This window comes from Streptomyces albicerus, from assembly GCF_008905045.1.
In the GTDB taxonomy this organism is placed as follows: domain Bacteria; phylum Actinomycetota; class Actinomycetes; order Streptomycetales; family Streptomycetaceae; genus Streptomyces; species Streptomyces albicerus.
In genome coordinates this window covers 176010-199570 of the sequence record NZ_VWMY01000005.1, presented here as the reverse complement: position 1 = coordinate 199570, position 23561 = coordinate 176010, and the positions used below count along the sequence as shown (strand labels likewise).

Sequence of the window (23561 nt, the reverse complement as noted above, 5' to 3'; positions counted from 1 at the left end):
GGGATCCACGACGGACCGGCCACCGTGTAAAGGTCCGCCGGATCGGCGTCCCTCGTGGCAGGATCGATGAGTTTCTCTCCCCGCTGTCGTCACTACTTCCGACGAGCGTCGACGATCGACGATGAGCTTCGCCGACGGGGTGTGGCGACTCCTGCGTGAGACGCCGGACTTTTCGCCGCTGGCGTTCCGGCAGCGGTTCACCGGGCATCTCGGCGACGACGGCGACACCATCCGTGGCGCCTGGGAGACGTCGACCGACGACTCGACCACATGGAAGCAGGACTTCACGCTCACCTACCGCAGGAGCCGTTGACATGCAGTTCAGTGGAACGCCGGCCGAGATCGCACGCGGCATCATCGACACGAACAGGTACCTGGTGCTCGCCACCGCCGACCGCGCGGGGCTGCCGTGGAGCTCGCCGGTGTACTTCGCTCACCGGGAATGCCGCGAGTTCTTCTGGCTCTCCTCGCCGCAGGCCACCCATTCACGCAACATCGCGGTGCGACCCCAGGTGGGCATCGCGGTCTTCGACTCGTCGGTACCGATCGGCACCGGACAAGGCGTGTACATGTCCGCCGTCGCCGAGCCGGTGGACGGCCCGGAGGCGGAGAACGCGATCGAGGTCTTCTCCCGCCGCTCGGTGGCGCACGGAGGCAGGGTATGGACAGTCGGCGACGTACAAGACGGCTCCGGCCTGCGCTTGTACCGCGCGGTGGCTGAAGACCACTCCATCCTCGCCAAGGACGGCCAGCCGGATCACCGCATCCCCGTCCGCCTCGTCTGAGTCACCGGTACCGGCCGTCATCGCAAGACTGAGTCAACGCACGCAGGGATCTGTCGACGCACGCAGGGCTCAGTCGACGCACGGCGGAGTCGACAGCTCGTGACGCGACACCGTGACCGCGTGTCCCGGCCCGGCACCGCTTCCGAGCGAGGACACGCATCACGATGTCGTCGGGTCACCTGTAGGCGATGCCCGATGCGCTGTAGCGGCAGTGCGTGCCGTCCGGGCCGCTGCCGACCTTGTCCGGCTCCGCGCCGGTGGTGTTGCCCTGGAAGCGCTCGCAGATGGTGATCTCCCTGCCGCCGTCCCCGACGACCGTCACACCGGAGAGGGTGGCGGTGTCCCCGTAGTTGGCGTTGACGCCGACCAGGACCTTCCCGGGGCTGGTCACCCTGATGTTGTTGATCACGACGTGGCGCTTGTACTGCGTGTCGCAGTTGCCGCACGAGCGGTAGAGCTTGCCGAACTCGGCGACCTGGAAGTTCTTGATGGTCAGCGTTCCGGCACCGTTGTGCTGGAAGACCTTGTCGTCCGCCTTCTTCGCGCCGCCACCGGCGACGACGTACGTGGCCGAGGGCGATGTGCCCTTGAAGGTGGCCGCGTCCTCGCCCACGTCCTCCCACCACACGTTCTGCAGGGTGCAGCTGCCCAGGCAGTGCACGCCGTCGGCGGCCGGCGCGCCGAGGATGACGTTCTTCAGCGTGGCTCCGTCGGCGAGTTCGAAGACCGGGTCCTGGTCCTCGTCCTGGCTGTCGCCGCCGAGCGCGCCCGAGCCGTAGAAACGCTTCAGGCCGCCGTCGTAGCTCCCGGAGACTGTGATGGTGGAGGTCACCGGCTTCCCCGCGGTGGCGGTGGGCCAGGAACCGAGGGCAGCGCTCGGGGGCGAAGGCGTGGCGGTGGCCTTCGGGGACTTGGAAGCGGCTGCGGTCTTGCTCGCCGACACCGACGCCGAGGGAGGGGGCGACGAGGATGGAGAGGACGTCGAGCGCGAGGCTGAGGGCAACGCCGAAGCGGACGGCGAGGACCAACCCTTGACCGCCTTGAGCTCCCAGCTCTTGCTGGCCATCTTGTCGCAGGAGTTCTGCTGCGCCCGACGGGCCTTGACGTCCAGGCACCTGCTGCTCTCGCCGTTGACCAAGTGGTACGCGTTCTTCACGTGCCTCAGCTTCCAGACCTGCGAGGTTCCGCCGTCGCAGTTCTGCTGTTGTACTGCCTGGCCCGCCGACCTCGACGCGTCCTTGACCCCGGCGCACAGTCCGCTGTGCGCTGCCCGCACGGTGAACCCGCCGTCGGCTGCGACCAGTTGCCAGGTCCGGTCGGCGGCGCCGCCGCATGCCGCCTGGTTCAGCTGTACGCCGCTCGCCGTGTCGGCGGACGGCACGGCGAGGCATTGCCCGTCGGCGGCGTTCACCAGGTGGTACGTGCCCTCGCTCGGCCCGGAGGCCGATGCCGTCATCAGTATTCCGCCGGTGATCGCGCCCCCGACCAGGGCGGTGGCCGCCACACCGGTCAGAACGGTGCGACGGTTGGTTCTCCTGCTCCGTGGCCGGCGGTGCAGGGCTGCTCTTGGACTCACGCGGTGACCTTCGTTCGGCAGTTCGTGGAACTCCTCACCCACTGGTCGCCACCGCTCGGCCAAAGGTTGCCGCACACGTCTCCGCGACGGAAACTCCGAACCGCATGCCACCGCACAGAGCTGCTCGACCATGCACGCGTCCGCCTCGCCCCGTCCGCGGTGCCGCGGTGCCGCACAATGGGGCGATGATCGACGGTACTTCGCCGACAGCGACCCAACCGCCGCCCCAGTTGATCAAGGACGAGGAGCTGTCCGGCCATTCCGTGGTGGCCAACAGCACCATGAACCGCGAACGGGTCCTGACGGGCGTCAACAGCTACACCCGCGAACTCGGCTTCGCTCCCGCCGATTTCCTGCACGAGCACGGCCCCGCCCCGTCCTGGCTGGACCTGTGCAGCGGCGAAGGGCTCGCCCTCCGCGCGGCGGCACAGCGACTCCCACACGCAGCGATCACCGGTGTGGACCTGGTCGGCCCCATGCTGCGGACAGCACTGCCCGACGGCCTCGAACTCATCACCGCGGACCTCGGCCTGTGGTCTCCAGGACGCCGCTACGACCTCATCACCTGCGTGCACGGGCTGCACTACATCGGCGACCGGCTCGCCCTGCTGGAGCGGGCCGCCTCCTGGCTCACCGGCACCGGCCTGCTGGTCGCCCATCTCGACCCCTCGACGCTGCGCCGGCCCGACGGCAGCGACGCCTCCCGCCCGGTCCTGGCGGCCCTGCGCGCCGCCGGCTTCCAGTACTCGGCCCGCCACCACCGCCTGAGCCTGCGGGGCGGCCGCTCCGTCACCCTGCCCTTCACCTACCTCGGCGCCGACCCGCACGCCGGCCCCAACTACACCGGCCAGCCGGCCGTCGCGTCGTACTACCGTCCCGGAGCCTGACGGGAAGCGACGACCGCGCTTAGCCCTTGCGGCCCACGCCCCCGAAGTCGTCGACCTCCGGGAGGTCTGCCGTTGTGGGACGCCACCGGGACACCGACACCAGACCGGGGTCGAGCAGCTCCAGGCCGTCGAAGAACCGGGCGAGCTGCTCCGGGCTGCGGTTGATGCGCGGATTGTCGCCCGCCTCGTTCCACTGCCTGATCATTTCGCGCATGGCCTCTGGATTGATCACCTCGGTGTCGTCGCAGAGCACGAGGTAGCTCCCGGACGGCAGGGCGTTCACCAGGCGTCCCACGATCTCGTACGCGCTGTCGTCGGTCATGTGGGCGGTGATGCCCAGCATCACGAGGGCGATGGGCCGGGTGAAGTCCAGCGTCTTGGCGGCACTTCGCAGGATCGTCTCGGGGTCGCGGACGTCGGCGTCGATGTAGTCCGTGGCCCCGTCAGGGGTGCTGACGAGTAGTGCCTCGGCGTGGGCCAGCACGATGGGGTCGTTGTCGACGTAGACGATCCGCGTCTCGGGGGCGATACGCTGCGCGACTTCGTGGGTGTTGTCGGCGGTGGGCAGGCCCGTGCCGACGTCAAGGAACTGGCGGATGCCCGCCTCCCGGGCGAGGAACTCCACGGTGCGCACCAGGAAAGCCCGCTGGGCGCGGGCGATGTCGAGGATCTCCGGGTTGGCCTCGACGATCTGGTCACCGACCTGTCGGTCGATCTCGTAGCAGTCCTTGCCGCCCAGCCAGTAGTTCCAGATCCGGGCGGAATGCGGCACGTTGTGGTTGATGAGTGACGCTTCAATTGGCATGAGGGCTCCCCGAGTTGATCCGACCAGCCCACAACCCAGGGGCATGACCCGTCAAGTGTTCACGGGCGAGCGGACCGTCAACCCTGGCCCGCCCGCCCGTGGACGGATCCGGTCAGGCCACGACGGGCCCGGCCTCAGCCGCACAGTGGCAGGTGAACCGACGGGGTCCCGCCCCGCCGGTCCACCACCTTCCGACGATGCGTCAGCTCTTGCCGAGCATCTGGTTCATCTGCTTGATTTCGGCGGTCTGGGCCGTGATGACATCGTCCGCGAGCTTCGTGGCGGCACCGTATTTGCCGTCGGCCTTCTCGGTGTTGGCCATCTCGATGGCTCCCTCGTGGTGCTCGACCATCATCTCGAGGAACATCGTGTCGAACTCCGCGCCGGAGGCCTTGTCCAGCTTGTCCATGTCCTCGCTGCTCATCATGCCGGGCATCCCGGAGGACATGTCGTGGCCCTCCATGCCGGACATGTCCTCGGGGATCTCCTCGCCCCATGACGTGAGCCAGCCGGACATGGTCTTGATCTCCGGGTCCTGGGCCCCCTTGATCTTCGTGGCCAGGTCCTTGACCTCCTGCGAGGAGGCCCGGCTGTCGGCCATCTCGGCCATATCGACGGCCTGACGGTGGTGCTGGATCATCTCCGTGGCGAACTCGACGTCCGCGTCGTTGTGAGCACCGGCCTCGGCCGAGGCGGTCGCGGTCTTGCTGGAGTCGGACTCCATGGACCCCATGTCGTGCCCGCCGCTGTCACTGTCACCGCCACAGGCGGCGAGGACGAGGGCGGCGACTCCCGCGGTGGCGGCGAGAGCGGTACGGCGGATGAGCGTGCGGTGCGCAGTCATCGTTGAACTCCTGGATCAGATCGGATCGGTGAAGGGCATTCCGGAACGCGCCGCCGCGCCTCTCGGGCGTGCGGCGTCGCGCGGGACGCTCTAGATCCGCAGGAGTTGGAGTTCGGAGAGTGACGGTGGCGCCCGGCCGCCGTCGGGACCGCTGTCAGTCGGGGGCGTACTCGCGGTCGGCGCCCCGGCACAGGCCACCACATCGGGCAGCAGGACCGGCACCACCGCAGGCGACCCGGCGACGGATGCCGACGCGCACGTCGGATCCGCGTGCTCGGCGTGCCCCGTACAGCCGCCCTCGCCGTGATCGCACTGGTGCGGCATCGAAGCCATGACCCGCATGGGAGCGGCCGTCGCCGTCCGGTCATGTCCGGCGTCGGCCTCAGGGACGGGCCCGAGACCGTGCATACCGAGGAGGCCCAGCAGCAGGGCGCACACGAGCAGCCCACCGAACCGCAATGGCGATTGCGGTCGTGCGAGCTGTCCGAGGCGGGTCACAACCTCATCGTAGGCACAGGCCATTGGTCCCTTGCTTCTCAGGTGCCACCGGAGTAGACACGGAGCGATGATACCTACCCGGGGTATCACATCTTCTCCAGGGGAGGACCCGATGTCCGACATACTCAAGACCGAATACCACGTGTCCGGCATGACGTGCAGCCACTGCGAGAGTGCCGTGAAGGAAGAGGTCTCGGCGCTCGAGACCGTCGTCGACGTACAGGTCGACATCCCCACGGGCCACGTCACCGTGACCTCCACCACCCCGCTCGACGATGCTCAGGTGCGCGACGCCGTCGACGAGGCGGGCTACGAACTCACCGGGCGGCTGTGACCCTCCACCTCCGCCCAGGAAGCCCGACAGTCCTGCCGTCTACTATGGCCCTGCGTACTCGGCGGCGAAGGGAAGTCAGGGAAATGCGACGGCTGGGGGACCTCGAGGCGGAGATCATGGACCGCTTCTGGACGTGGGACCGTCCGGCGACGGTGCGCGAGGTCGTCGACGACATCAACAAACACCGTCCCGTCGCCTACACCACGGTGATGACCGTGACCAACATCCTGTACAACAAGGGCTGGTTGCTGCGCGGCAAGCAGGGCCGCGCCTGGCTGTACAGCCCGGTTCGCAGCCGCGAGGCGTACGCCGCCGCGCTCATGGAGGACGGCCTCGGAGCCAGCAAGGACCGGCCGGCGGCGCTGATCCACTTCGTCGAGAACATGTCGGACGAGGAGGTCGCGGCTCTCCGCAAGGCCCTGCGGAACGTGGGACGACAGGCGAAGTCGTGAACGCGGCCCCGGTCCTGGTCGGTTACACGGCAGCCATCGGCTTCGCGGCCCCGTACCTGCTGCTGCGCAGCCGCTGGCCGCACCGGGCGCCCGCCCTGGCGGCAGCGGTGTGGCACGCCTTGGCGGTCTCGTTCGCGATCGGGGCCGCGCTCGCCGCGTACAACCTGGCCATGCCGACCGAGCACCTGCACGCGGGGCTGGTCGGTCTGCTGCACTCCTGCGGACTGCATGTGGACACCGGCCGGCCCGATCCCGACACGGCACACCAGCTCGCCGTCGCGCTGCCCGTCGCCATCGGGGCCGCGTTGCTCGCGAGCTTCGCCTTCCATGTCGTACGGGCCCGTCGGGCGCGGGGCCGTCACCGGCAGGCCGTGGACCTGGTGGGCCGCCGCTCGGCGAGGCTGCGCGCGACCGTCCTGCCGTACGACACCCCTGCCGCCTACTGTCTGCCCGGCCGTCGGCCACGGATCGTGGTCAGTGACGCCGCCGTCCGTCAGTTGACGCGGGAGCAGCTCGGCGCCGTGCTGGAACACGAGCGGGCCCATATCGCGGGCCGTCATCATCTGGCCCTGGCCGCCGCGGAGGCGTTCCACTCGGTGTTCCCTCGGCTGCCGCTGGCACGCCACGCCCGGGAGCAGACGGCGCTCCTGCTGGAGATGATCGCGGACGACCGTGCGCTGCGCAGTCACTCCCATGACGCGCTGGCCACCGCGATGTACGAGATGGTGGCGTCCCGCGCCCCCAAGGGTGCGTTCGCGGCGGGCGGCCACGGCGCCCTGATCCGCGTGCAGCGGATCCTGGGCCCGCGCCGGGCGCCGCATCCCGCCCTGTGGGGTTCCGTGGCCGCGGCGGCCGTGGTGGTTCCGCTGCTGCCGTTGCTGGTCGCGTGCCCGCCCGGCCTCGGCTGACCGGTCCGCGCGAGACGCCCGCGACTCGCACTCACTTGCGATGTGAACTACTAAGGAACTAAGTTCTGACGCACTTGAGTGCTCGATGCCTTCGGCCGCCGGTCCGGCGTCCGGCGGAGCCGTCGCTCGATCCACATGACGCGCAGAGGAGTCACCTCACGATGGGAACGCACCGTCGGCCGAAGCCGCCCAGCCGGGCCCGGATCGCCACCCTCGGCGTTGCCGCCGGCGCCGTCAGCCTCCTGCCGACGCAGAGCCAGGCCGCTCCCAAGCCGACGGTGGACGAGGTGCGGGGGCAGGTGGAGAAGCTCTACGAGGAGGCGGAGGCCCCCACCGAGGAGTACAACCGCATCCGCGAGGAGCAGAAGAAGCTCCAGCGCGAGGCCGACCGCGGACAGGACCGGATAGCCCGCAAGCAGGAGGAGATCAACGAACTGCGCGCGAAGATAGGCCCGTTGGCCACCGCGCAGTACCGCAGCGGCGGCATCGACCCCAGCGTGCAGCTCTTCCTGTCCGGCGATCCCGACGACTACCTCGACAAGGCCCAGATGATGGGCCGTACCAGCGACCGGCAGGCCGACGCCCTACGGGCCATGCAGAGCAAGCAACGCGAGCTCACGCAGGAACGCGCGGCCGTCACGAAGCGCCTCGAATCCCTGGAAGAGACGCGGACCAAGGCCGCCGAGACCAAGGACGAGATCCAGGGCAAACTCGCCAAGGCCCGCCGGCTCCTGAACAGCCTGACGGCCCAGCAGCGCGCCAAGATGGAGGCCGACCAGGAGCGCGCGGACGCCGCCTCGGGCGCCAGCGACAGTGCGGCGACGTACAACGGACCGGCGAGCGGCCGCGCCAAGGCCGCGCTCGACTTCGCGTACGCCCAGCTCGGCAAGCCTTACGAGTGGGGTTCGACCGGCCCCAACTCCTTCGACTGCTCCGGGCTGACCGGCGCCTCGTGGCGTGCGGCGGGCGTCTCGCTCCCCCGCACGGTCAAGCAGCAGTACGACGCCGGCCGCAAGGTCGCCAGGTCGGATCTGCAGCCCGGCGACATCATCTACTGGTACAACGACAACCAGCACAACGGGATGTACGTCGGCAACGGCAAGGCCATCCACGCGCCCCGCACCGGCAAGAACATCGAGATCGTCCCCCTCGACAGCATGCCGTTCTTCGCCGCCAGCCGACCCTGACCCACGCGGCCGGCCGGCCCTGGACCCAACGCCCGCACCTTGTTTTGCAAGACGCTCTGTCTACGATATTCAACAGAGTGTATTGAGACCGCCGCGCCGTACACTGATGCGATGCCTAAGCTGTGGAACGAGACGATCGAGGCGCACCGCCGTGCGGTGCGCGACGCGATTCTGGAGTCCACCGCCGAGCTGGCCGCCGAGCACGGCGTGCGGTCGGTGACGATGTCGCAGATCGCGGAGAAGGCCGGCATCGGACGGGCCACGCTGTACAAGTACTTCCCGGACGTCGAGGCGATCCTGCTCGCCTGGCACGACCGTCAGGTCACCGAGCACCTCGCCCATCTGGCGGAGGTGCGAGATGAAGCCGATGAAGCCGGCGAGCGGCTCGAGGCGGTCCTGAGGGCGTTCGCCCACATCTCACGCGAGTCCCGAGCGCACCACGGCACCGAACTCGCGGCGTTCCTCCATCGCGACGAGCGGGTCCTCCGGGCGCAGGAGCAGCTCCACGGCATGGTCCGGGACCTGCTGGCCGAGGGCGTGCGGAGCGGTGACTTCCGTGACGATGTCGCACCAGACGAGCTCGCCACGTACTGCCTCCACGCCCTTACGGCCGCTGCCGCCCTGCCCTCGGAGGCAGCGGCGCATCGTCTTGTCACGGTCACGTTGTCCGGACTGCGTGACACGCATGCCGTGCCGGACGACCGGAAACCGAGGACGAGTCGGCACGAACATTCCCACCATCGCGCAGAACGCTCCGATCACTGAGCGCTCACCGCTCGTCTCGCGCCTCCGCGTCGACGGCTCGCGCCCGGCGTCACTTGATGTGGCGGGTGGGTCGAGTGCTGGTGTGGAGCAGGTACTCCAGGGGGCCGCGGCGGAAGTGTCGTGTCCAGATGCTCGCCAGCAGCATGGCGGTCGCGATGAAGGCGAGCAGCGCGACCAGGGCCGGGACGGTCTCCTCCTCCATGCCGACGGCCCGGATGGCGAGGATGTGCAAGGTGTAGGCGGTCAGCGAGACCATGCCGACCGCGGACACGGGGGTGGCCATGCGTGTGAAGCGCGGCATCCGGGCGGTGGCGGCGACGCACACGGCCACGACGACGAGCGCGACACCCGTGTTGCCGAGGATGGAGAAGGTCGTCTGGCTGTGCGGCGCGGCCACCAGCAGCCAGACGGCCGGGGTGCCGTCGATGAGGTAGCCGACGGTGTCGGACCACCACGCCGAGGCTCCCGCATCCCCGTCCGTAGCGGCGGCGATGGTGGTCTGCGCGCGCGGGACGAGGCGCAGGGCCAGCCATGAGCCGCCGTAGCCGAGCACGGCCAGCCCGCCTCCGGTCAGGGCGAGCCGGGTGCGGATCCTGGCTCGGGTGAGGTCGAGCCGGGCCACCGCCATGCCCGCGATCATGAACGGCATCCAGGTGAGTACCGGGTACTCGCCGGTGAACAGCAGCTCGACGAGACCGTCCGTGTCGCTGAGCCGGGCCAGCGGGTCCCGGCCGATGACGGTGTCGGCCCAGTCCCCGTTGTCGATCGACTGGCGTATCACATACAGCAGTTGGGGCATGACCAGCGCGCTCGCGGCGGCGACGACCGCCAGCGTCCGGGCTCGCAGCCGGTACAGCGGGAGGACGGCGAGGAAGATCAGCCCGTAGAAGGCGAGGATCACGTCGACGTCGGTGTCCAGGGCGGTCAGGGCGAAGCCCAGCGCGATCAGGACGAGGGAGCGGATGACGATCCTGCCCACTGCCTGCCGTCCGGCACGACCGGTGCGGGGGTGCGGGCGGCCGGTGATGAGCACGAGCGAGAAACCGGCGAGCAGGGCGAAGAGCGCGGAGGAGCGGCCGCGCGCCAGCTCCAGGAAGAAGCCCAGCGGCCCGCCCACCGCCGGGTCCGGGCCGACATGGGCGGCGTACATGCCGAAGACCGCGAGTCCGCGGGCCAGATCGATGCCGATGAGCCGCCCTGTCGACGGCGTACGGGCGGGAGTGGGAGGGCGGCCCATCTCCAGGGCGGGTGTGAGGGACATCGACGGTGAGGCCGATGGCGCGTCGTGTGTCATGGGTTCCAGGGTCGGGGTGGGCATGGGCGTCCGCCCATCCGGCGGGTGACCGGAGTTGCCCCGCCGACCGGCCGGAGCCGCCCCCGCCGCGTGGCGAGCGCCGGCGCCGAGGAACCGGCGGGCGCCCCCCTGGCGTCGTAGCGATCCGACGGCGGTCCCATGGCGAGGGGGGCGCAGGTGATCCGGGTACTGGTGGTCGACGACGAGGCCCTGATCCGTACGGGCTTCAAGCACATCCTCGACTCCGCGGACGACATCGAGGTCGTGGCGGCGGTCCCCGGCGGCCAGGCGGTCCGCACCGTGCGGGAGTTGTGTCCCGAGGTCGTGCTGCTCGACATCCGGATGCCGGACGTGGACGGGCTCACCGTCCTGGCCGACCTGCGCCGGCTGCCACAGCCGCCCGTGGTGGCCATGCTCACGACGTTCGACATGGACGAGTATGTGGCGACCGCACTGCGCTCGGGGGCCGCCGGGTTTCTGCTCAAGGACACGGATCCCGAGCAACTGCCGCATCTGGTACGCACCTTGGCCGACGGCGGGGTCGTCCTGTCGTCCCGGGTCACCCGCACTGTCGTGGACGGATACCTGGACAACGGTCCACGGGAAGCCGCCGCTCGTTGTGTCGCCCGGCTGACCGACCGCGAGCGTGCCGTGCTCGTTCTCATCGCGGAGGGACTGTCCAATACCGGTATCGGTGCCCGGATGCATCTGAGCATCAGCACGGTCAAGGACCATGTGAGTGCCGTGCTCTCCAAGTTGGAGGTGGGCAGCCGCGTCCAGGCGGCCCTGCTCGCCGAACGCGCGGGCCTGCTCAGGCCGCCGCGGGACATGGAGGGCTGATGAAGCCCCGGCGCGTGCCCGCCCCCCTGCTGGACGCCGCGCTCGTCGCGGTCTCCCTGCTGGACGTCTGGATCCATGTCCCCACCGATGAGCCACTGCGCATGGTCTGCGCCCTGCTCGCCGCCTTCTCTCTCGCGCTCCGTCGCCGTCTGCCGTTGCTGACCTTCCTGCTGGCGCTGCCGACCGCCCTGGTCAGCGACGCGGTGTTCGCCACTCTGGTCGCGCTGTACACACTCGCTTCCCTCACACGCCATCGCGTTCTGCTCGCCGTCTGCGCCATGTCGGTCGCGGCCTGCGACATCACCGAGTGGTCGTGGCCGTCACCGGAGTTCGCCGACCTGTCGGAGCCCGCCGATCTGATCACCGTCACCTACAGCCTGGCGACGGCAGCAGCTCCCGTCTTCCTCGGCCAGCTCGTCCAGGCCGGACGTGAGCTGTCGCTACGGCTCGCCGAGATATCCGAAGCACGCGAGCACGAGCGCCGGCTGCTGGCCCAGGGTGTGCTGGCGAAGGAACGCGCGCAGCTCGCCCGGGAGATGCACGACGTGGTCTCCCACCAGGTCAGCCTCATCGCGGTGCGAGCCGGAGTGCTCCAGGTGGGCACCCGCGACCCGGAGGCCAAGGAGGCCGCGGCCACCATCCGGCGGCTCAGTGTGCAGACACTCGACGAACTGCGGCACATGGTCAGCGTGCTGCGCGCCTCCGGAAGCCGCCCCACCGAGCTGACTCCCCAGCCGTCCCTGGCCGACCTCCAGCGGCTGGTCAGCACCAGCGGCATCGAGGCCGACCTGCGCACGACCCTGCCCGACGACCTCCCACCGGCCGTCCAGCGCGCCGTCTACCGCACCGTCCAGGAAGCACTGACCAACGTACGCAAGCACGCCCCCGGCGCCACGGCCACCATCCATGTCCACCACGAGGACGACACCGTTCACGCCACCGTCACCAACACCGTCCCGACCCGGCCCGCCCTCCCCCTGCCCGGCGCCCATCACGGCCTCGTCGGCCTGCGCCAGCGGGCCGAACTCCTCGGCGGCACCGTCACGTCCGGCCCCACGGCCGACGGCGGTTACGAACTCCGTCTGCGACTTCCGGTCCGGGATACCGGGAGCTGACGCGGACGGTACATCGGCCTCCCCCACTCTCGACTTCGCTCGAGCGGGAGGCGCCCCCATCGCGGCGGGCGCGGAAACGCACCCCACCTCCATCACACGCGATAAACCCGGCGACGTCGGCGATCATCCCCGGGATACTGGTCGCCCATGGATGAGGTCAAAGTCGTCGTCGCCCATTCCGAGCGCGCGACCCTGCGCGTCGGCGACGTGTTCCTGAAGGTGGACGCCGATCAGGCGCGCATCGACGCCGAGGTCGAGGCGATGGCCCTCGCGCCGGTCCCGACCCCGGAGGTCCTGTGGCGCAAGCCGCCCGTGCTCGCGATCGCCGCACTCCCGGGGACGACGCTCGGGCGCCTCGGCGGGCCGTCGACCGGGTCGCCGGCGGCGTGGGCCGCGGCGGGCGCCGCCATCCGGAAGCTGCACGACGCGCCGCTGCCGCCCCGGCCCGGCCGGGCCGGCCGGAGCATCGTCGCGCTGGCGGCGGAACTCGACGACGAGTGCGAGTGGCTCGTGACGAACGGCGTCCTGCCCGCCGACCTGGTCACCCGCAACCGCCGGGTCGCCGAGGCGGCGCTCCGGCCGTGGACTCCGGCGTTCACGCACGGCGACCTGCAGATCGCGCACGTCTTCGTCGACGGCGACGAGGTCACGGGCATCATCGACTGGTCCGAGGCGGGCCACGGTGATGCCCTGTACGACCTCGCCACCTTCACGCTCGGACACGAGGAGCACCTCGACGACGTCATCGCCGGCTATGGCACCGACATCGCCCTCGACGTGATCCACGCGTGGTGGTCGTTGCGAAGCCTGCTGATTGTTCGCTGGCTTATCGAGCACGGCTTCGACCCGTTCACGCCGGGCTGTGAGGTCGACGTGCTGAGATCCCGGATGTGAGGCTGCACGGGCCCGCCTGCCATGAGGGCGTTCTGACGCATCGAGCAGGCCCTCTCCTGGGGCGCACAGCCTGCCCCTACTCCCGGCCAACTGCGGTGCGGACTCGTCGCCGGCAGATGACGGCGCAGCCGAGGGGGACGAACAGCGCGATCGTTCCCTTCCACGACCCAACAGGTACTCGCCCAGGCCGCAGCCGTGCCGGCCGGCAGTGTCATCGCGTGCGCCTGAGGCGGTGGCGGAGGGCGAAGCCGCCCATCCCGATGACCTTCACCAGGACGAGCGCCAGGCCGATGGCACCGACGCCCCAGCCCAGCCACCGCGAGGCCGCCAACGCGGAGCCGCCCAGCACCAGATGCGCGGCGACCATCAGCGCCGCGATGCCGACGACTGCCTTGAGGGTCCATGGGCGTGCGGCACGGCCGGTCCGCCCCGGCTCCTGCGGCGAGGGCGGGCCGTCGGTCCGGTCATCCGCGCCGTGGTGCGTACGGGATGCTTCAGGTCGTTGCCAGGCCACCGTCAGGTGATCGCGTCTGCCGATCTTCTCGAGGCGTGCGGCGATGAGGTCCTGCATCCTCTGCAGGTCTTCCTCGTCGAGGGCCTCGGCGCGCAGCACCAGGGCCTCCGGAGTGGCCCGCATGGTCCACTGCCCCAGGCTCAGGCGAACGGTTCCATGGGTGTCGGACCAGTCGACATCGTGCACCTCGGGGGGCCGGTGCGTGTCACCGCCGCCGTGAACGCGTGGCCGATGGTGCGGGCGCCGTCCCATCTGCTGGGCGTGGCCGCAGAGTTGGACGAGGTAGCGGCTCGCGCGTTCGGTCTCGACGCGGGCTTCGGCGATCAGCATGGCGTTCCCTTCGGGCATCTCGAGCCGGCCATGCCGGTGTCCCTGCCGTCGTATCCGGTGTTCGGGGTCTCTGTCCGGGCCCCTCACTGACACCTCCAGCCTTATCGATACACACTGTCTCTGTCAATGCAGTGCGTATCGCCACCGTCACGGTGTATGCCTAGACGACCGGATTCATACACGGTGGAACGGGGGGTACACGGTCCGCCGACCGAGAACCGGGAGCTCCCACCTCCCGTCTACGAAGTAACTTAGATATTCAGCTACGAGGGACGACCTCATGCGAAAGCGCCTGACACCACGGTTCAACCGCCGGACCGCGCAGCCGCTCGCACTCGCCTCGGCCGCCGCCGTCGTTCTTGCCGCGTGCAGCGGAGGCGGCGGGAACGACAGCGGCTCGGGGGACAACGACGGCAAGAACGGCCCGGCAGCGATCGTCGTGAAGCCCGGCAGCGGCACGGGGAAGGTGCCGGTGAACCGAAAAGTGACCGTACGCGCTCAGGGCGGATCCCTGTCGTCGGTCGAGGTCGGCTCTCCCGGCCCCGGCAAGCTCTCCGGCACCTGGTCCGAGGACAAGAGCGTGTGGACGTCCAGCACGCCCCTGGCCCCGGGCGCCACTTACACCGTGAAAGCGCGGGGCACCGCGTCCGGCGGATCGGCGCTCGACAAGACCACTTCGTTCACCACCGAGGCCGCGCGGAACGCCTTCGTCGGCACCTACTTCCCCGACAAGGGCACGAAGGTCGGCGTGGCGATGCCGGTCTCGATCACGTTCAACAAGCCGATTCGCGACAAGGCGGCGGTCGAGCGGAAGCTGAAGGTCACCGCTTCTCCGGCGGTCGAAGGCTCCTGGAGCTGGATGAAGGACCGCGACGGCAAGGACCGCGTCGACTACCGCCCCGAGACGTACTGGAAGACCGGCACCGAGGTCACCCTGCGCATGGATCTCGCGGGCGTCAACGCGGGCGGCGGGGTCTACGGCACGCAGCAGCGCGTCGTGAACTTCCGGATAGGCGACGCCGTGACCAGCACCGTCGACGCCAGGAAGAAGACGATGACGGTCGCCAGGAACGGCAAGACGCTCCGGACCCTGAAGATCTCCGCCGGCAAAAAGGGCTTCGAGACGTGGAACGGCACGATGGTCGTACTCGGCAAGGTGCCGACCCTGCGCATGAACTCGGACACCGTCGGCATCTTCGGCCCCGAGGCGTACGACCTCGGCGAGGTCAAGTGGGACGTCCAGCTGACCCCGTCCGGAACCTACGCCCACGCGGCGCCGTGGAACGAGGGCAAGTTCGGCGTGGTCAACGGCAGCCACGGCTGCATCGGCATGAGCACGAGTGACGCCAAGTGGTTCTACGACCAGGTCCACCTCGGCGACCCGGTCACCGTAGTCAACTCCGTCGACACCGTGGCGGCCAACAACGGCTACGGCGACTGGAACGTCGACTGGGACACCTGGAAGGAAGGCAGCGCGCTGCGCTGACCAGGCCCTCGGCCACCGTCAGGCAGCCATCATCAACAGCATCGTCGCCATCGATCCGCCCATGCCGACATGACCGGCGAGGCGTGCGTTCGGCACGGAGAGCACCGAGGGATCCCGGGGCGCGCGACGGTGGCGAGCCCGTCCTTCGCCCACCACGGCCCGCGGCATCCCGTCGGTACCGCGTACCCGGGCGCGTACGGCCAGGGCCATGAAGATCAGGAAGTACAGGGCCAACGCCCAGAAGGCCGCACGCCATACGAGCGCACCTTCCGTGGAGGCGGCGGCATCCGCCGTGCCGCCGTGGCCGTGAGCGCCCATACCCTCCATTCCGGCCATGCCCTCCATTCCCGGCATGGCTCCGTGCCCGGCGGAACCGACCAGTGCGAGCGCGGGTGAGGACGTGCTTCCCGGCATGGCCAGCGTCATGAGCACCATGGCGGCGCTGCCGATGACGAGGTGGGCCCCGTGGCGCAGGTGCCGCAGACCGCCTCGGGACGCATGCCGTACGGACAGCGCCACTCCGCCGAGACAGAGCGCGCCGAAGACCGCGGCCCACCACGCGCCGTACGTGCCGTAGGCGCCCGCCGTCGGAGGTGCGGCCATCATCGCCATCCCCGCGCCCATCGCGACCTCGGCCGCCGCTTCGTACCGTGCCCAGCCTCTGACCAGGGCCATTCGGAGCAGGTTGCCGATGGCCACACCGACTCCCAACACCACCAACGTCCAGCCCAGAAGCGGACCCGTCATGTCGCCACCCCTCGCGGGAGCCGGCCCGTTGCCCGGCTCGCCGATCGCCTACTACGTACACCCTTAGTACGTAGCGGACGGCGATCCGACTCAGGACGAGTGGGAGCGGAGTGACGCAAGGTCAACTCCGTCTGGTGGCCGCCCGATCAGTGCTGGTGGCCGCCCGAAGCCTCTTCGGTGGCCTCGCTCTGGTCGCCGTCTCCGCTCGCCGCCGCCGTTCCGGCGTGGACGGTGAACGCGGCGGTCCGGACCACGCCCTGGTGCTTGAAGTCGAGGAAGAGGCGGTAGGTGCCGGTGCTGGGCGCGGTGGCGGTGAAGGAGATGCCGGGGCCCGACTTCGTCCTGCCGTCGCCGGGTTCGCCGTTGGGGTGGACGTGGAGATAGGCGAGGTCGCCGGAGCGCAGGGCCACGAGGTGGCCGTACGCACCGAGGTAGGGCTGGAGGTCGGTGACGGGCTTGCCGTTGCGGGAGACGTTCAGCTCCAGTTCGCCTGCCGCGCCCGGGCGCAGGCCACCGGCCAGCTTGACCTCGTATCCGCCGGTCTTGGCCGTGGTGCTCGGCGTCGGCAGTTCCTGCGGCTCGTAGGGGCCCGAGGCCGCGAGGTCGGCGCCGAGGGTGAGGTTCTCGACCCCCTTCTTCGCCGGGGTGAAGTCGGCGAAGACGCGGTAGCCGCCCGCCCGGGGCAGCTCGACGGGGATGCTCCAGGTTCCGTCGGCGGCGCGGGTGGGGTGCAGGTGGCGATAGGTGACCAGGTCGCGTGAGGCCACGATGAGGTGGAGTTCCTTGTCGTGTTCGCGCTGGTACGAGGTCACCGCGCGACCGCTCTCGTCCCGGATGGCGAAGCGCAGGTCGGCGCGCTGCCGGGCCTCGACGCGCGGAGTCTCGAGATCGAGGGTGTAGCCGCCTTCGGAGATCTGCAGTCCGCCGGCCGGCCTCGACTCGCCCCCCGCCGCCGACTCGTGCTCCGCGTGGCCGCCGCCTCCCTCCGGTGTCGGTGACGCCTCGGTGTGGGTGTCGTGGGTCGCGGATTCGCCGTCCCCGACGACGGGGTCGATGCCCTGGCCCACGCCGTAGGCAGTGCCGAAGGTCGCGGCGAGTGCGGCGGCGAACGCGGTGATCTTCACTCCGGTGTGCATGGCCGTCTCCTGTGGGGTCGAGTGGGGGCGGTGGCTTGGGTACGTGGCCCTCCACGCACTTCAACATACCCCTAGGGGGTATAAAGTCAAGGCCGTCAGACGCTTGCACCAGATACCCACTGGGGGTATAAATGACCTCGGTGCGGATACCCCCGCCCCGTATCCGACCAGCAACCTTATCCATCAGGAGGAACCCATGTCCTCGTCCTGCTGCTCCACCGACGGCACCTGCTCGACCGGCACCTCCGGCCAGGCGACAACCACCGAGGGCGTCACGACCACGTACGCCGTCTCCGGGATGACCTGTGGCCACTGCAAGGCCACACTCACCAAGGTCATCGGCGAGCTGGACGGCGTGACCGAGGTCGACGTCGACCTGGAAACAGGTCGGGTCACCGTCGTCAGCGCCGCCGAGCCGGACGACACCCTGATCGCCGAGGTCGTGGACGACGCCGGCTACGAGCTGACCGGCCGGGCCTGACCCCGCACTCCCCCGCATCCGCCGAGGCCGGGACAACGCGGGGTCCCGGCCACCCACCCCCGTACGAGGAGCAGCCATGACCACCACGACGACCGGCGCCGAGGTAGAGCTCGCCATCGGCGGCATGACCTGCGCCTCGTGCGCGGCGCGTATCGAGAAGAAGCTCAACCGCATGGACGGGGTCACCGCCACCGTCAACTACGCCACCGAGAAGGCCAAGGTCAGCTACGCCGGTGACGTCCTGGTCCAGGACCTGATAGCCACCGTCGAGAAGACCGGGTACACCGCGCACGAGCCCGCCCCCGTACGGGCCCAGCCCGAGGACGGCGGCGAGGCAACGGAAGCGGACGACGAACTGCGGCCGCTGCGCGAGCGGTTGATCACCGCCGTGGTGCTGGCCGTCCCCGTCGTCGCGATGGCCATGATCCCGGCCCTGCAGTTCGAGTACTGGCAGTGGCTGTCCCTGACGCTGGCGGCGCCGGTCGTGACGTACGCCGCCTGGCCGTTCCACAAGGCGGCGTTCACCAACGCCCGGCACGGCGCGGCCACGATGGACACGCTGATCTCGGTGGGTACCTCGGCCGCTTTCCTGTGGTCGCTGTGGGCGCTGTTCTTCGGCACCGCGGGCACGCCCGGTATGACACACCCCTTCGAGCTGACCATCGCCCGCGGCGACGGCGCCGGCAACATCTACCTGGAGGCCGCGGCCGGTGTGACCGCCTTCATCCTGGCCGGGCGGTACTTCGAGGCCCGCTCCAAGCGGAAGGCGGGCGCCGCGCTCAAGGCGCTGCTGGAGCTGGGCGCGAAGGACGTCACCGTGCTGCGCGCCGACGGCAGCGAACAGACCATCCCCACAGCCGAGTTGAAGGTCGGCGACCGCTTCCTCGTGCGCCCCGGAGAGAAGATCGCCACCGACGGGACGGTCGTCGAGGGCTCCTCCGCGGTGGACGCCTCGATGCTCACCGGCGAGTCGGTACCGGTGGAGGTCTCCACGGGGGACTCCGTCACCGGCGCCACGATCAACGCCGGCGGTCGCCTCGTCGTCGAGGCCACCCGGGTCGGCGCCGACACCCAACTCGCCCGGATGGCCAAGCTGGTGGAGGACGCCCAGAACGGCAAGGCGGCCGCGCAGCGCCTCGCGGACAGGATCTCCGCCGTCTTCGTGCCGGTGGTGATCGGGCTCGCGCTGGGCACCCTCGGCTTCTGGCTGGGCAACGGCGCCGGGCTGACGGCCGCCTTCACCGCCGCCGTCGCCGTGCTGATCATCGCCTGCCCGTGCGCCCTGGGTCTGGCCACGCCGACCGCGCTGATGGTCGGCACCGGACGCGGCGCCCAGCTCGGCATCCTGATCAAGGGCCCGGAGGTCCTGGAGTCCACCCGCAAGGTCGACACCATCGTCCTCGACAAGACGGGCACCGTCACCACCGGCCGTATGACCCTGTTGGCCGTGCACACCGCCGACCACACCGACGAGGCCGAAGTCCTGCGCCTGGCGGGTGCGTTGGAGCACTCCTCCGAGCACCCGATCGCCCGCGCCGTCGCCGACGGCGCCCTGGAGAAGCTGGGCTCCCTGCCCACACCCGAGGACTTCGCGAACGTCCCCGGACTCGGTGTGCAGGGCATCGTCGACGGCCACGCGGTCCTCGTGGGCCGCGAGCGGCTGCTCTCGGACTGGGCCATGGAACTGCCGGAGGGACTGAAGCGGGCCAAGGACGAAGCCGAGGCCGTCGGGCGCACCGCCATCGCGGTCGCCTGGGACGGCGAGGCACGGGCGGTCCTCGAGGTCGCCGACGCGGTGAAGGAGACCAGCCCGGAGGCGATCGCGCGGCTGCGCGCCCTCGGCCTGACCCCGATCCTGCTGACCGGCGACAACCGGGCCGTGGCCGAGTCCGTCGCCCGCGAGGTCGGCATCGACGCCGCGCACGTCATCGCCGAGGTCCTGCCGCAGGACAAGGTCGACGTCGTCAAGCGGCTCCAGGGCGAAGGCCGTTCGGTCGCCATGGTCGGCGACGGCGTCAACGACGCGGCTGCCCTCGCGCAGGCCGACCTGGGTCTGGCCATGGGCACCGGCACGGACGCCGCGATCGAGGCCGGCGACCTGACCCTCGTACGGGGCGACCTGCGCGCCGCGGCCGACGCGATCCGTCTCTCCCGGCGCACCCTCGGCACCATCCGGTCCAACCTCTTCTGGGCCTTCGCCTACAACGTGGCCGCCCTGCCGCTCGCCGCGGCCGGTCTGCTCAACCCGATGATCGCCGGAGCGGCCATGGCCTTCTCCTCGGTCTTCGTCGTCGGCAACTCCCTGCGTCTGCGCTCCTTCCGGGCCGCCGACTGAACCCACCAGATGCCTCATCCCCGTGAACCAACCAGCTGCCTCGCCCCCGCCGGGGCGGACCGACCGGTCCGCCCCGGCTCCGGTCCGCTCGGGGGCTGTGCGGGCCGGGCTCAGGCGCTCAGTCCTCGCCCACCACGGTCAGGTCGTCGCCCAGGGCCGCGGCGATCTCGGCAGCCCTGGAATGGTCGGCCAAGCGACGCGTCAGATAGGCGCAGGCGTGGTGATGTCGGAGCGACCACCACGCGGCCGAGCCGCCGATCCCGCCCTTGGCGATCTTGCCCTTGTCGCGTACGAAGCCCAGCGTCCAGGTGATCCTGGTGCCGAAGACCTCGTCGTAGTCGGTGACTTGGGAAGTGAGGAGCTCGGTGTGCAGGTGCGGCCCCAGGAGTTCGCGTACCGGCCCGTCCTCGCTGGTGAGGCGGGAGAAGAACGCAGCCATGGCGGTCGCGGTGGTGTGCAGGTTGACCGCTCCGAAGACCGACTGCCGCCAGGCCCGGGAGTTGGCGTGCTCCGTGTCCAGCACGCCGGCGGGGATCTGGAGCCACGGTGCCGCGTGCAGCTGCCTGGGCCAGTCCGGATCCGCGTACTCCAGGTCGGCGACCCGGTCCAGTTCCTGATCCGGCACGCCGAACCAGGCGTCGAGCCCCAGAGCGGGACGCACCACGTCGTTGAACATCTCTCCCAGCGTCGTCCCGGCGCCCGCGCGCAGCACGCCGTCGACCAAGTGGCCGTAAGTCAGGGCGTGTTCCCCGAGTGACGTCCCGGGAACGTACTCCGGCGCCGCCTGTACCAGGCTCGCCCGCAGCCCGCTGTCGTCCAGCAGGTCGAGGTCCGCGGCTTCGGGCGCGAAACGCGGCTGCCCGGCACGGTGTGTGAGCACCTGACGGAGGGTGGTCCGCTCCTTGCCCCGGACCCCGTACTCGCGCCAGTACTTGGCGATCGGCTCGTCCAGTGCCAGTGCGCCCTGGCGGACCGCCACCAGGGCGGCGAGCGTGACGAACGCCTTCGACAGCGAGTAGGGCTGGACCAGGGTGTCATCACGCCAGGGCCGGCTCTGCCCGGCGTCGGCCCACCCCGCGTTCAGTCGGACGACCTCGCGGCCCTCCCGCCAGACCGACAGGCCCGCCCCCGTTTCCTGACCGTCGTCCACCAGCCTCTGGAAGACCTTGCGCACGGCGTCGTATCCGTCCGCGGCGAATCCTTCGACGTCCATCGTGCCCGCTCCCTCCGTGACTTCGGCTCGTGTTCTCAACCGGGCAGAATACCCAGGAGGGGTATATGGGGCAACGCTGGTGACCGTCGGCCGCCGAGTGCGACGCAGACTGATTATTGAAAACGAACTTCATTAAGGATAAATTTGGTGTCACTCGCTTTGGTGTCGCTCGCGGTGCAGGCAGGATCCGGTGAAAGGTGAGTGCCGATGGAGATCGATCACGTCGTGCTGGCCGCCCGGACCAGGGCCGACGCCGAGGAGGTACTCGGTCGGGCCGGTCTGGGGGTCGCCCGCGGCCGGACCATTCCGGGTCTCGGGCTGTCCAACCTCGTCGTACCGCTGCGGCATGGTCAGTCGCTGGAGATCCACTATCCGAACGGTGAGGCCCCCGCGCCCGACGCCCCGCCACTGCTGGAGTTCGACACGGAGGCACTCGCCGCGCACCCCTCGCAGCCGCTGGTTCCGATGGCGTGGCTGGTGGCGGTCGAGGACGAACAACGGCTGCGCAAGCTCGCCGTCACCCACGAGATGCCCGTGGTCGAGGCGCCCGCGGACGGCCCCGGCTATCCGCCGTACACGCTGGCCGGCTTCGGCTCGAACTTCGACCGGCGCTTCCTGCCCTGCCTCATCCACTGGCCGGAAGGCCCTCCTGTCCTCAGCGCCGCGCATCGCCGTCAACCCGTTGGCATCACCGGCATCGACGTGGCCGGCCCGGCCGACGTCATCGAAGGCTGGTGCGGAGGAAAGCCCAACGGCCTGCACACCGTGCCCGGCACCGCGGGGCCCCTACGGGTCACGGTCGGCTTCGCGGACGGGGCGCCCCTCCCGCTGGGCCTTGCCGCGTAGGTCGGAGTTCCCCGCCTGCCCGGGCCACCCTCCGAGGACCAGCAGGTGGGGAACGTCGAGCTGAAGGCTTCCATCGGTGGCCTGGTCGGCGGCGTGGAACAGTTCGGCCAGAGCGGCTCGGGCACAGCCCAGCGCCCGGCGGCCTCGAGAGCCGCACGGTGCGCACACAGCGGGCCGGGCTTGTTCTCGAAGACACGGACGGCGTGTTCCCCCGAGGGTTAGGGACCTGGACGTACCTCAACACTCCCCCGGAGCGGCAGACCCGGACCGGTTCGGCGGCGGCCCGGCCGGGGTCGGGCGCGAACATCACGCCGAAGGTGGACAGGACGACGTCGAAGGCGTCTGTCGGGAACGGCAGCGCCATGGCGTCCCCCACGACGAACCGCGCCGTGTCCGTGAGCCCGGCCTCGCACCCGGGTTGAGGCGACCCGCAGCAGGCCGGGATCCCGATCCAGTCCCACGGCCTGGAGCCCGGCCCGCGCCACGGCGAGCGCCGCCGGACCGGATCCGGTACCCACGTCGAGCGCTCGGGACGCGGCCCGGTCGGTCGTACCCCCGAGTTCCGCCAGAGCCAGGCGACCACGTCGTCCGCGGCATGAGCCCAGGCATCCCCGGCGGCGGTGGAGTCGCCGCCCTGCCAGGCGCCCATCCCGGCCGACCAGACCCTGTCCGGCCGGACACCGGGCACACTGGCCGACATGCCTGTCTCGCTGCACCACATCGTCATCGACGCTCACGACCTGCCCGCCCTGGCACGGTTCTGGACCGAGGTGCTGGGCTGGCGGATCCTGTCCGAGCGGGAGCGGGAGGTCGTGATCGGGCCGGACGAGACCGCGCCGGTGGGCATCTGCTTCATGCCGGTGACGGACCGTAAGGTCGTCAAGAACCGCCTGCACCTCGATCTGACGACCGCCGCGGAGGACCGGGAGGCCGAGATCGAGCGTCTCCTCGCCCTCGGCGCCCGCCGGGCGGATGTCGGCCAGAGCGGCAACGAGTCGTGGACCGTACTGGCCGATCCGGAGGGGAACGAGTTCTGCGTGGTCCGCCCGAAGAAGACCCTCATCGGCTAGGACTTGTCCGGGCCACCATGTTCGGAGCCGTGATCGCCGCCGCCCTGCTCGGCGTACTCCTGCCGGCGGCGTACCGGCGCATCTCTGGCTTCCCGACGCCGCGCAGGGCAGCGGCCCGCCGGTCGCCCTGCGCCCCGGCCTGCGCCGAAACGGAATGCCGGTGACCACTCTCAGTCTCGTACTTTTTACGCATTGTGAACGGCGGCGTTGCCCCTCACT

Annotated in this window: 26 protein-coding genes and 1 pseudogene; 16 read left to right on the top strand and 11 right to left on the bottom strand. The window is 70.2% G+C overall.

All coding sequences use genetic code 11. The features are described 5' to 3' along the window. The first annotated feature begins 121 nt into the window (after window positions 1-121). Together GAS53_RS06120 and GAS53_RS06115 are read left to right on the top strand one after the other, a co-directional pair. Entirely contained in the window at window positions 122-313 is a 192-nt protein-coding gene (locus GAS53_RS06120; RefSeq protein ID WP_151476387.1) for a hypothetical protein, read from the top strand. A gap of 1 nt (window position 314) precedes the next feature. Further along, entirely contained in the window at window positions 315-785 is a 471-nt protein-coding gene (locus tag GAS53_RS06115) for a pyridoxamine 5'-phosphate oxidase family protein (protein ID WP_151476386.1), read from the top strand. Between the two features lie 175 nt (window positions 786-960). Here GAS53_RS06115 and GAS53_RS56085 read toward each other — a convergent pair whose 3' ends face one another. Both GAS53_RS56085 and GAS53_RS56080 read right to left on the bottom strand, forming a co-directional pair. Further along, window positions 961-1728, bottom strand: coding sequence for a pectate lyase (locus GAS53_RS56085; protein WP_225858776.1), 768 nt, complete (start codon window positions 1726-1728; stop codon window positions 961-963). Window positions 1729-1866: 138 nt separating this feature from the next. After that, a pseudogene (locus GAS53_RS56080) lies at window positions 1867-2241 on the bottom strand (RICIN domain-containing protein); the annotation flags it as partial. Between the two features lie 305 nt (window positions 2242-2546). Between GAS53_RS56080 and GAS53_RS06105 the strand changes: the two are divergent. After that, window positions 2547-3248 carry a class I SAM-dependent methyltransferase gene (locus GAS53_RS06105; RefSeq protein ID WP_151476385.1) on the top strand — a complete coding sequence of 234 codons (702 nt, stop codon included), beginning with the start codon at window positions 2547-2549 and terminating at the stop codon, window positions 3246-3248. 19 nt (window positions 3249-3267) lie between these two features. Here GAS53_RS06105 and GAS53_RS06100 read toward each other — a convergent pair whose 3' ends face one another. The 3 genes from GAS53_RS06100 to GAS53_RS06090 all read right to left on the bottom strand — a co-directional run bounded on the left by GAS53_RS06100 (window position 3268) and on the right by GAS53_RS06090 (window position 5395). Then, window positions 3268-4053, bottom strand: coding sequence for an SAM-dependent methyltransferase (locus GAS53_RS06100; RefSeq protein ID WP_151476384.1), 786 nt, complete (start codon window positions 4051-4053; stop codon window positions 3268-3270). A gap of 202 nt (window positions 4054-4255) precedes the next feature. Next, the gene (locus tag GAS53_RS06095) at window positions 4256-4897 is read right to left on the bottom strand and encodes a DUF305 domain-containing protein (RefSeq protein ID WP_151476383.1); all 642 of its coding nucleotides are present in this window, start codon (window positions 4895-4897) and stop codon (window positions 4256-4258) included. A 90-nt stretch (window positions 4898-4987) separates the two neighbouring features. Then, entirely contained in the window at window positions 4988-5395 is a 408-nt protein-coding gene (locus GAS53_RS06090; RefSeq protein WP_225858769.1) for a DUF6153 family protein, read from the bottom strand. 112 nt (window positions 5396-5507) lie between these two features. Here GAS53_RS06090 and GAS53_RS06085 point away from each other — a divergent pair, with 112 nt between their 5' ends. From GAS53_RS06085 to GAS53_RS06065, 5 genes are all read left to right on the top strand, one after another. Next, window positions 5508-5729: a heavy-metal-associated domain-containing protein gene (locus GAS53_RS06085; RefSeq protein WP_151476381.1), complete on the top strand. Its 222-nt coding sequence runs from the start codon at window positions 5508-5510 to the stop codon at window positions 5727-5729. 83 nt (window positions 5730-5812) lie between these two features. Continuing rightward, the gene (locus tag GAS53_RS06080; RefSeq protein WP_151476380.1) at window positions 5813-6181 is read left to right on the top strand and encodes a BlaI/MecI/CopY family transcriptional regulator; all 369 of its coding nucleotides are present in this window, start codon (window positions 5813-5815) and stop codon (window positions 6179-6181) included. Then, window positions 6178-7089 (top strand): M56 family metallopeptidase, encoded by a 912-nt coding sequence (locus tag GAS53_RS06075; RefSeq protein ID WP_151476379.1) that lies wholly within the window; start codon window positions 6178-6180, stop codon window positions 7087-7089. The genes GAS53_RS06080 and GAS53_RS06075 overlap by 4 nt, the downstream gene beginning before the upstream one ends. A 161-nt stretch (window positions 7090-7250) precedes the next feature. Next, entirely contained in the window at window positions 7251-8276 is a 1026-nt protein-coding gene (locus GAS53_RS06070; RefSeq protein WP_151476378.1) for a C40 family peptidase, read from the top strand. Window positions 8277-8387: 111 nt separating this feature from the next. After that, window positions 8388-9041, top strand: coding sequence for a TetR/AcrR family transcriptional regulator (locus GAS53_RS06065; protein ID WP_151476377.1), 654 nt, complete (start codon window positions 8388-8390; stop codon window positions 9039-9041). A 49-nt stretch (window positions 9042-9090) separates the two neighbouring features. Here GAS53_RS06065 and GAS53_RS06060 read toward each other — a convergent pair whose 3' ends face one another. After that, window positions 9091-10335 carry a DUF418 domain-containing protein gene (locus GAS53_RS06060; RefSeq protein ID WP_151476376.1) on the bottom strand — a complete coding sequence of 415 codons (1245 nt, stop codon included), beginning with the start codon at window positions 10333-10335 and terminating at the stop codon, window positions 9091-9093. Between the two features lie 177 nt (window positions 10336-10512). Here GAS53_RS06060 and GAS53_RS06055 point away from each other — a divergent pair, with 177 nt between their 5' ends. The 3 genes from GAS53_RS06055 (at window position 10513) to GAS53_RS06045 (ending at window position 13184) form a co-directional block, all read left to right on the top strand. Further along, window positions 10513-11175 carry a response regulator gene (locus GAS53_RS06055; RefSeq protein WP_151476375.1) on the top strand — a complete coding sequence of 221 codons (663 nt, stop codon included), beginning with the start codon at window positions 10513-10515 and terminating at the stop codon, window positions 11173-11175. Then, window positions 11175-12290, top strand: a complete 1116-nt coding sequence (locus GAS53_RS06050) for a sensor histidine kinase (RefSeq protein WP_151476374.1) — start codon at window positions 11175-11177, stop codon at window positions 12288-12290. Before GAS53_RS06055 ends, GAS53_RS06050 begins: the two co-directional genes overlap by 1 nt. Before the next feature lie 147 nt (window positions 12291-12437). Next, window positions 12438-13184 carry a phosphotransferase family protein gene (locus tag GAS53_RS06045; RefSeq protein WP_151476373.1) on the top strand — a complete coding sequence of 249 codons (747 nt, stop codon included), beginning with the start codon at window positions 12438-12440 and terminating at the stop codon, window positions 13182-13184. 211 nt (window positions 13185-13395) lie between these two features. Here the strand turns inward: GAS53_RS06045 and GAS53_RS06040 are convergent, their stop codons facing one another. Next, a complete protein-coding gene (locus GAS53_RS06040; protein ID WP_192582978.1) occupies window positions 13396-14028 on the bottom strand; it encodes a DUF2218 domain-containing protein in 633 nt (210 codons plus the stop codon). Window positions 14029-14308: 280 nt separating this feature from the next. Between GAS53_RS06040 and GAS53_RS06035 the strand changes: the two genes are divergently transcribed. Then, window positions 14309-15514 (top strand): L,D-transpeptidase, encoded by a 1206-nt coding sequence (locus GAS53_RS06035; RefSeq protein WP_151476371.1) that lies wholly within the window; start codon window positions 14309-14311, stop codon window positions 15512-15514. A gap of 18 nt (window positions 15515-15532) precedes the next feature. Here GAS53_RS06035 and GAS53_RS06030 read toward each other — a convergent pair whose 3' ends face one another. Both GAS53_RS06030 and GAS53_RS06025 read right to left on the bottom strand, forming a co-directional pair. Next, the gene (locus GAS53_RS06030; protein WP_151476370.1) at window positions 15533-16261 is read right to left on the bottom strand and encodes a DUF5134 domain-containing protein; all 729 of its coding nucleotides are present in this window, start codon (window positions 16259-16261) and stop codon (window positions 15533-15535) included. Between the two features lie 146 nt (window positions 16262-16407). Beyond that, entirely contained in the window at window positions 16408-17397 is a 990-nt protein-coding gene (locus GAS53_RS06025; RefSeq protein ID WP_151476369.1) for a hypothetical protein, read from the bottom strand. Window positions 17398-17593: 196 nt separating this feature from the next. Between GAS53_RS06025 and GAS53_RS06020 the strand changes: the two genes are divergently transcribed. After that, on the top strand, window positions 17594-17878 hold the full coding sequence (locus GAS53_RS06020; protein WP_151476368.1) for a heavy-metal-associated domain-containing protein: 285 nt from the start codon (window positions 17594-17596) through the stop codon (window positions 17876-17878). Window positions 17879-17954: 76 nt separating this feature from the next. Beyond that, the gene (locus tag GAS53_RS06015; protein ID WP_151476367.1) at window positions 17955-20213 is read left to right on the top strand and encodes a heavy metal translocating P-type ATPase; all 2259 of its coding nucleotides are present in this window, start codon (window positions 17955-17957) and stop codon (window positions 20211-20213) included. A gap of 118 nt (window positions 20214-20331) precedes the next feature. Here GAS53_RS06015 and GAS53_RS06010 read toward each other — a convergent pair whose 3' ends face one another. Next, window positions 20332-21426 carry a serine hydrolase domain-containing protein gene (locus GAS53_RS06010; RefSeq protein WP_151476366.1) on the bottom strand — a complete coding sequence of 365 codons (1095 nt, stop codon included), beginning with the start codon at window positions 21424-21426 and terminating at the stop codon, window positions 20332-20334. Between the two features lie 207 nt (window positions 21427-21633). On the opposite strand from GAS53_RS06010, the gene GAS53_RS06005 reads away from it, so the two are divergent. Continuing rightward, on the top strand, window positions 21634-22272 hold the full coding sequence (locus GAS53_RS06005; RefSeq protein ID WP_151476365.1) for a VOC family protein: 639 nt from the start codon (window positions 21634-21636) through the stop codon (window positions 22270-22272). Here the strand turns inward: GAS53_RS06005 and GAS53_RS58250 are convergent. Next, window positions 22220-22921, bottom strand: coding sequence for a class I SAM-dependent methyltransferase (locus GAS53_RS58250; protein ID WP_225858775.1), 702 nt, complete (start codon window positions 22919-22921; stop codon window positions 22220-22222). The genes GAS53_RS06005 and GAS53_RS58250 overlap by 53 nt on opposite strands. A gap of 49 nt (window positions 22922-22970) precedes the next feature. Here GAS53_RS58250 and GAS53_RS05995 point away from each other — a divergent pair, with 49 nt between their 5' ends. After that, window positions 22971-23342, top strand: a complete 372-nt coding sequence (locus GAS53_RS05995) for a VOC family protein (RefSeq protein ID WP_151476363.1) — start codon at window positions 22971-22973, stop codon at window positions 23340-23342. The last annotated feature ends 219 nt before the right edge of the window (window positions 23343-23561 follow it).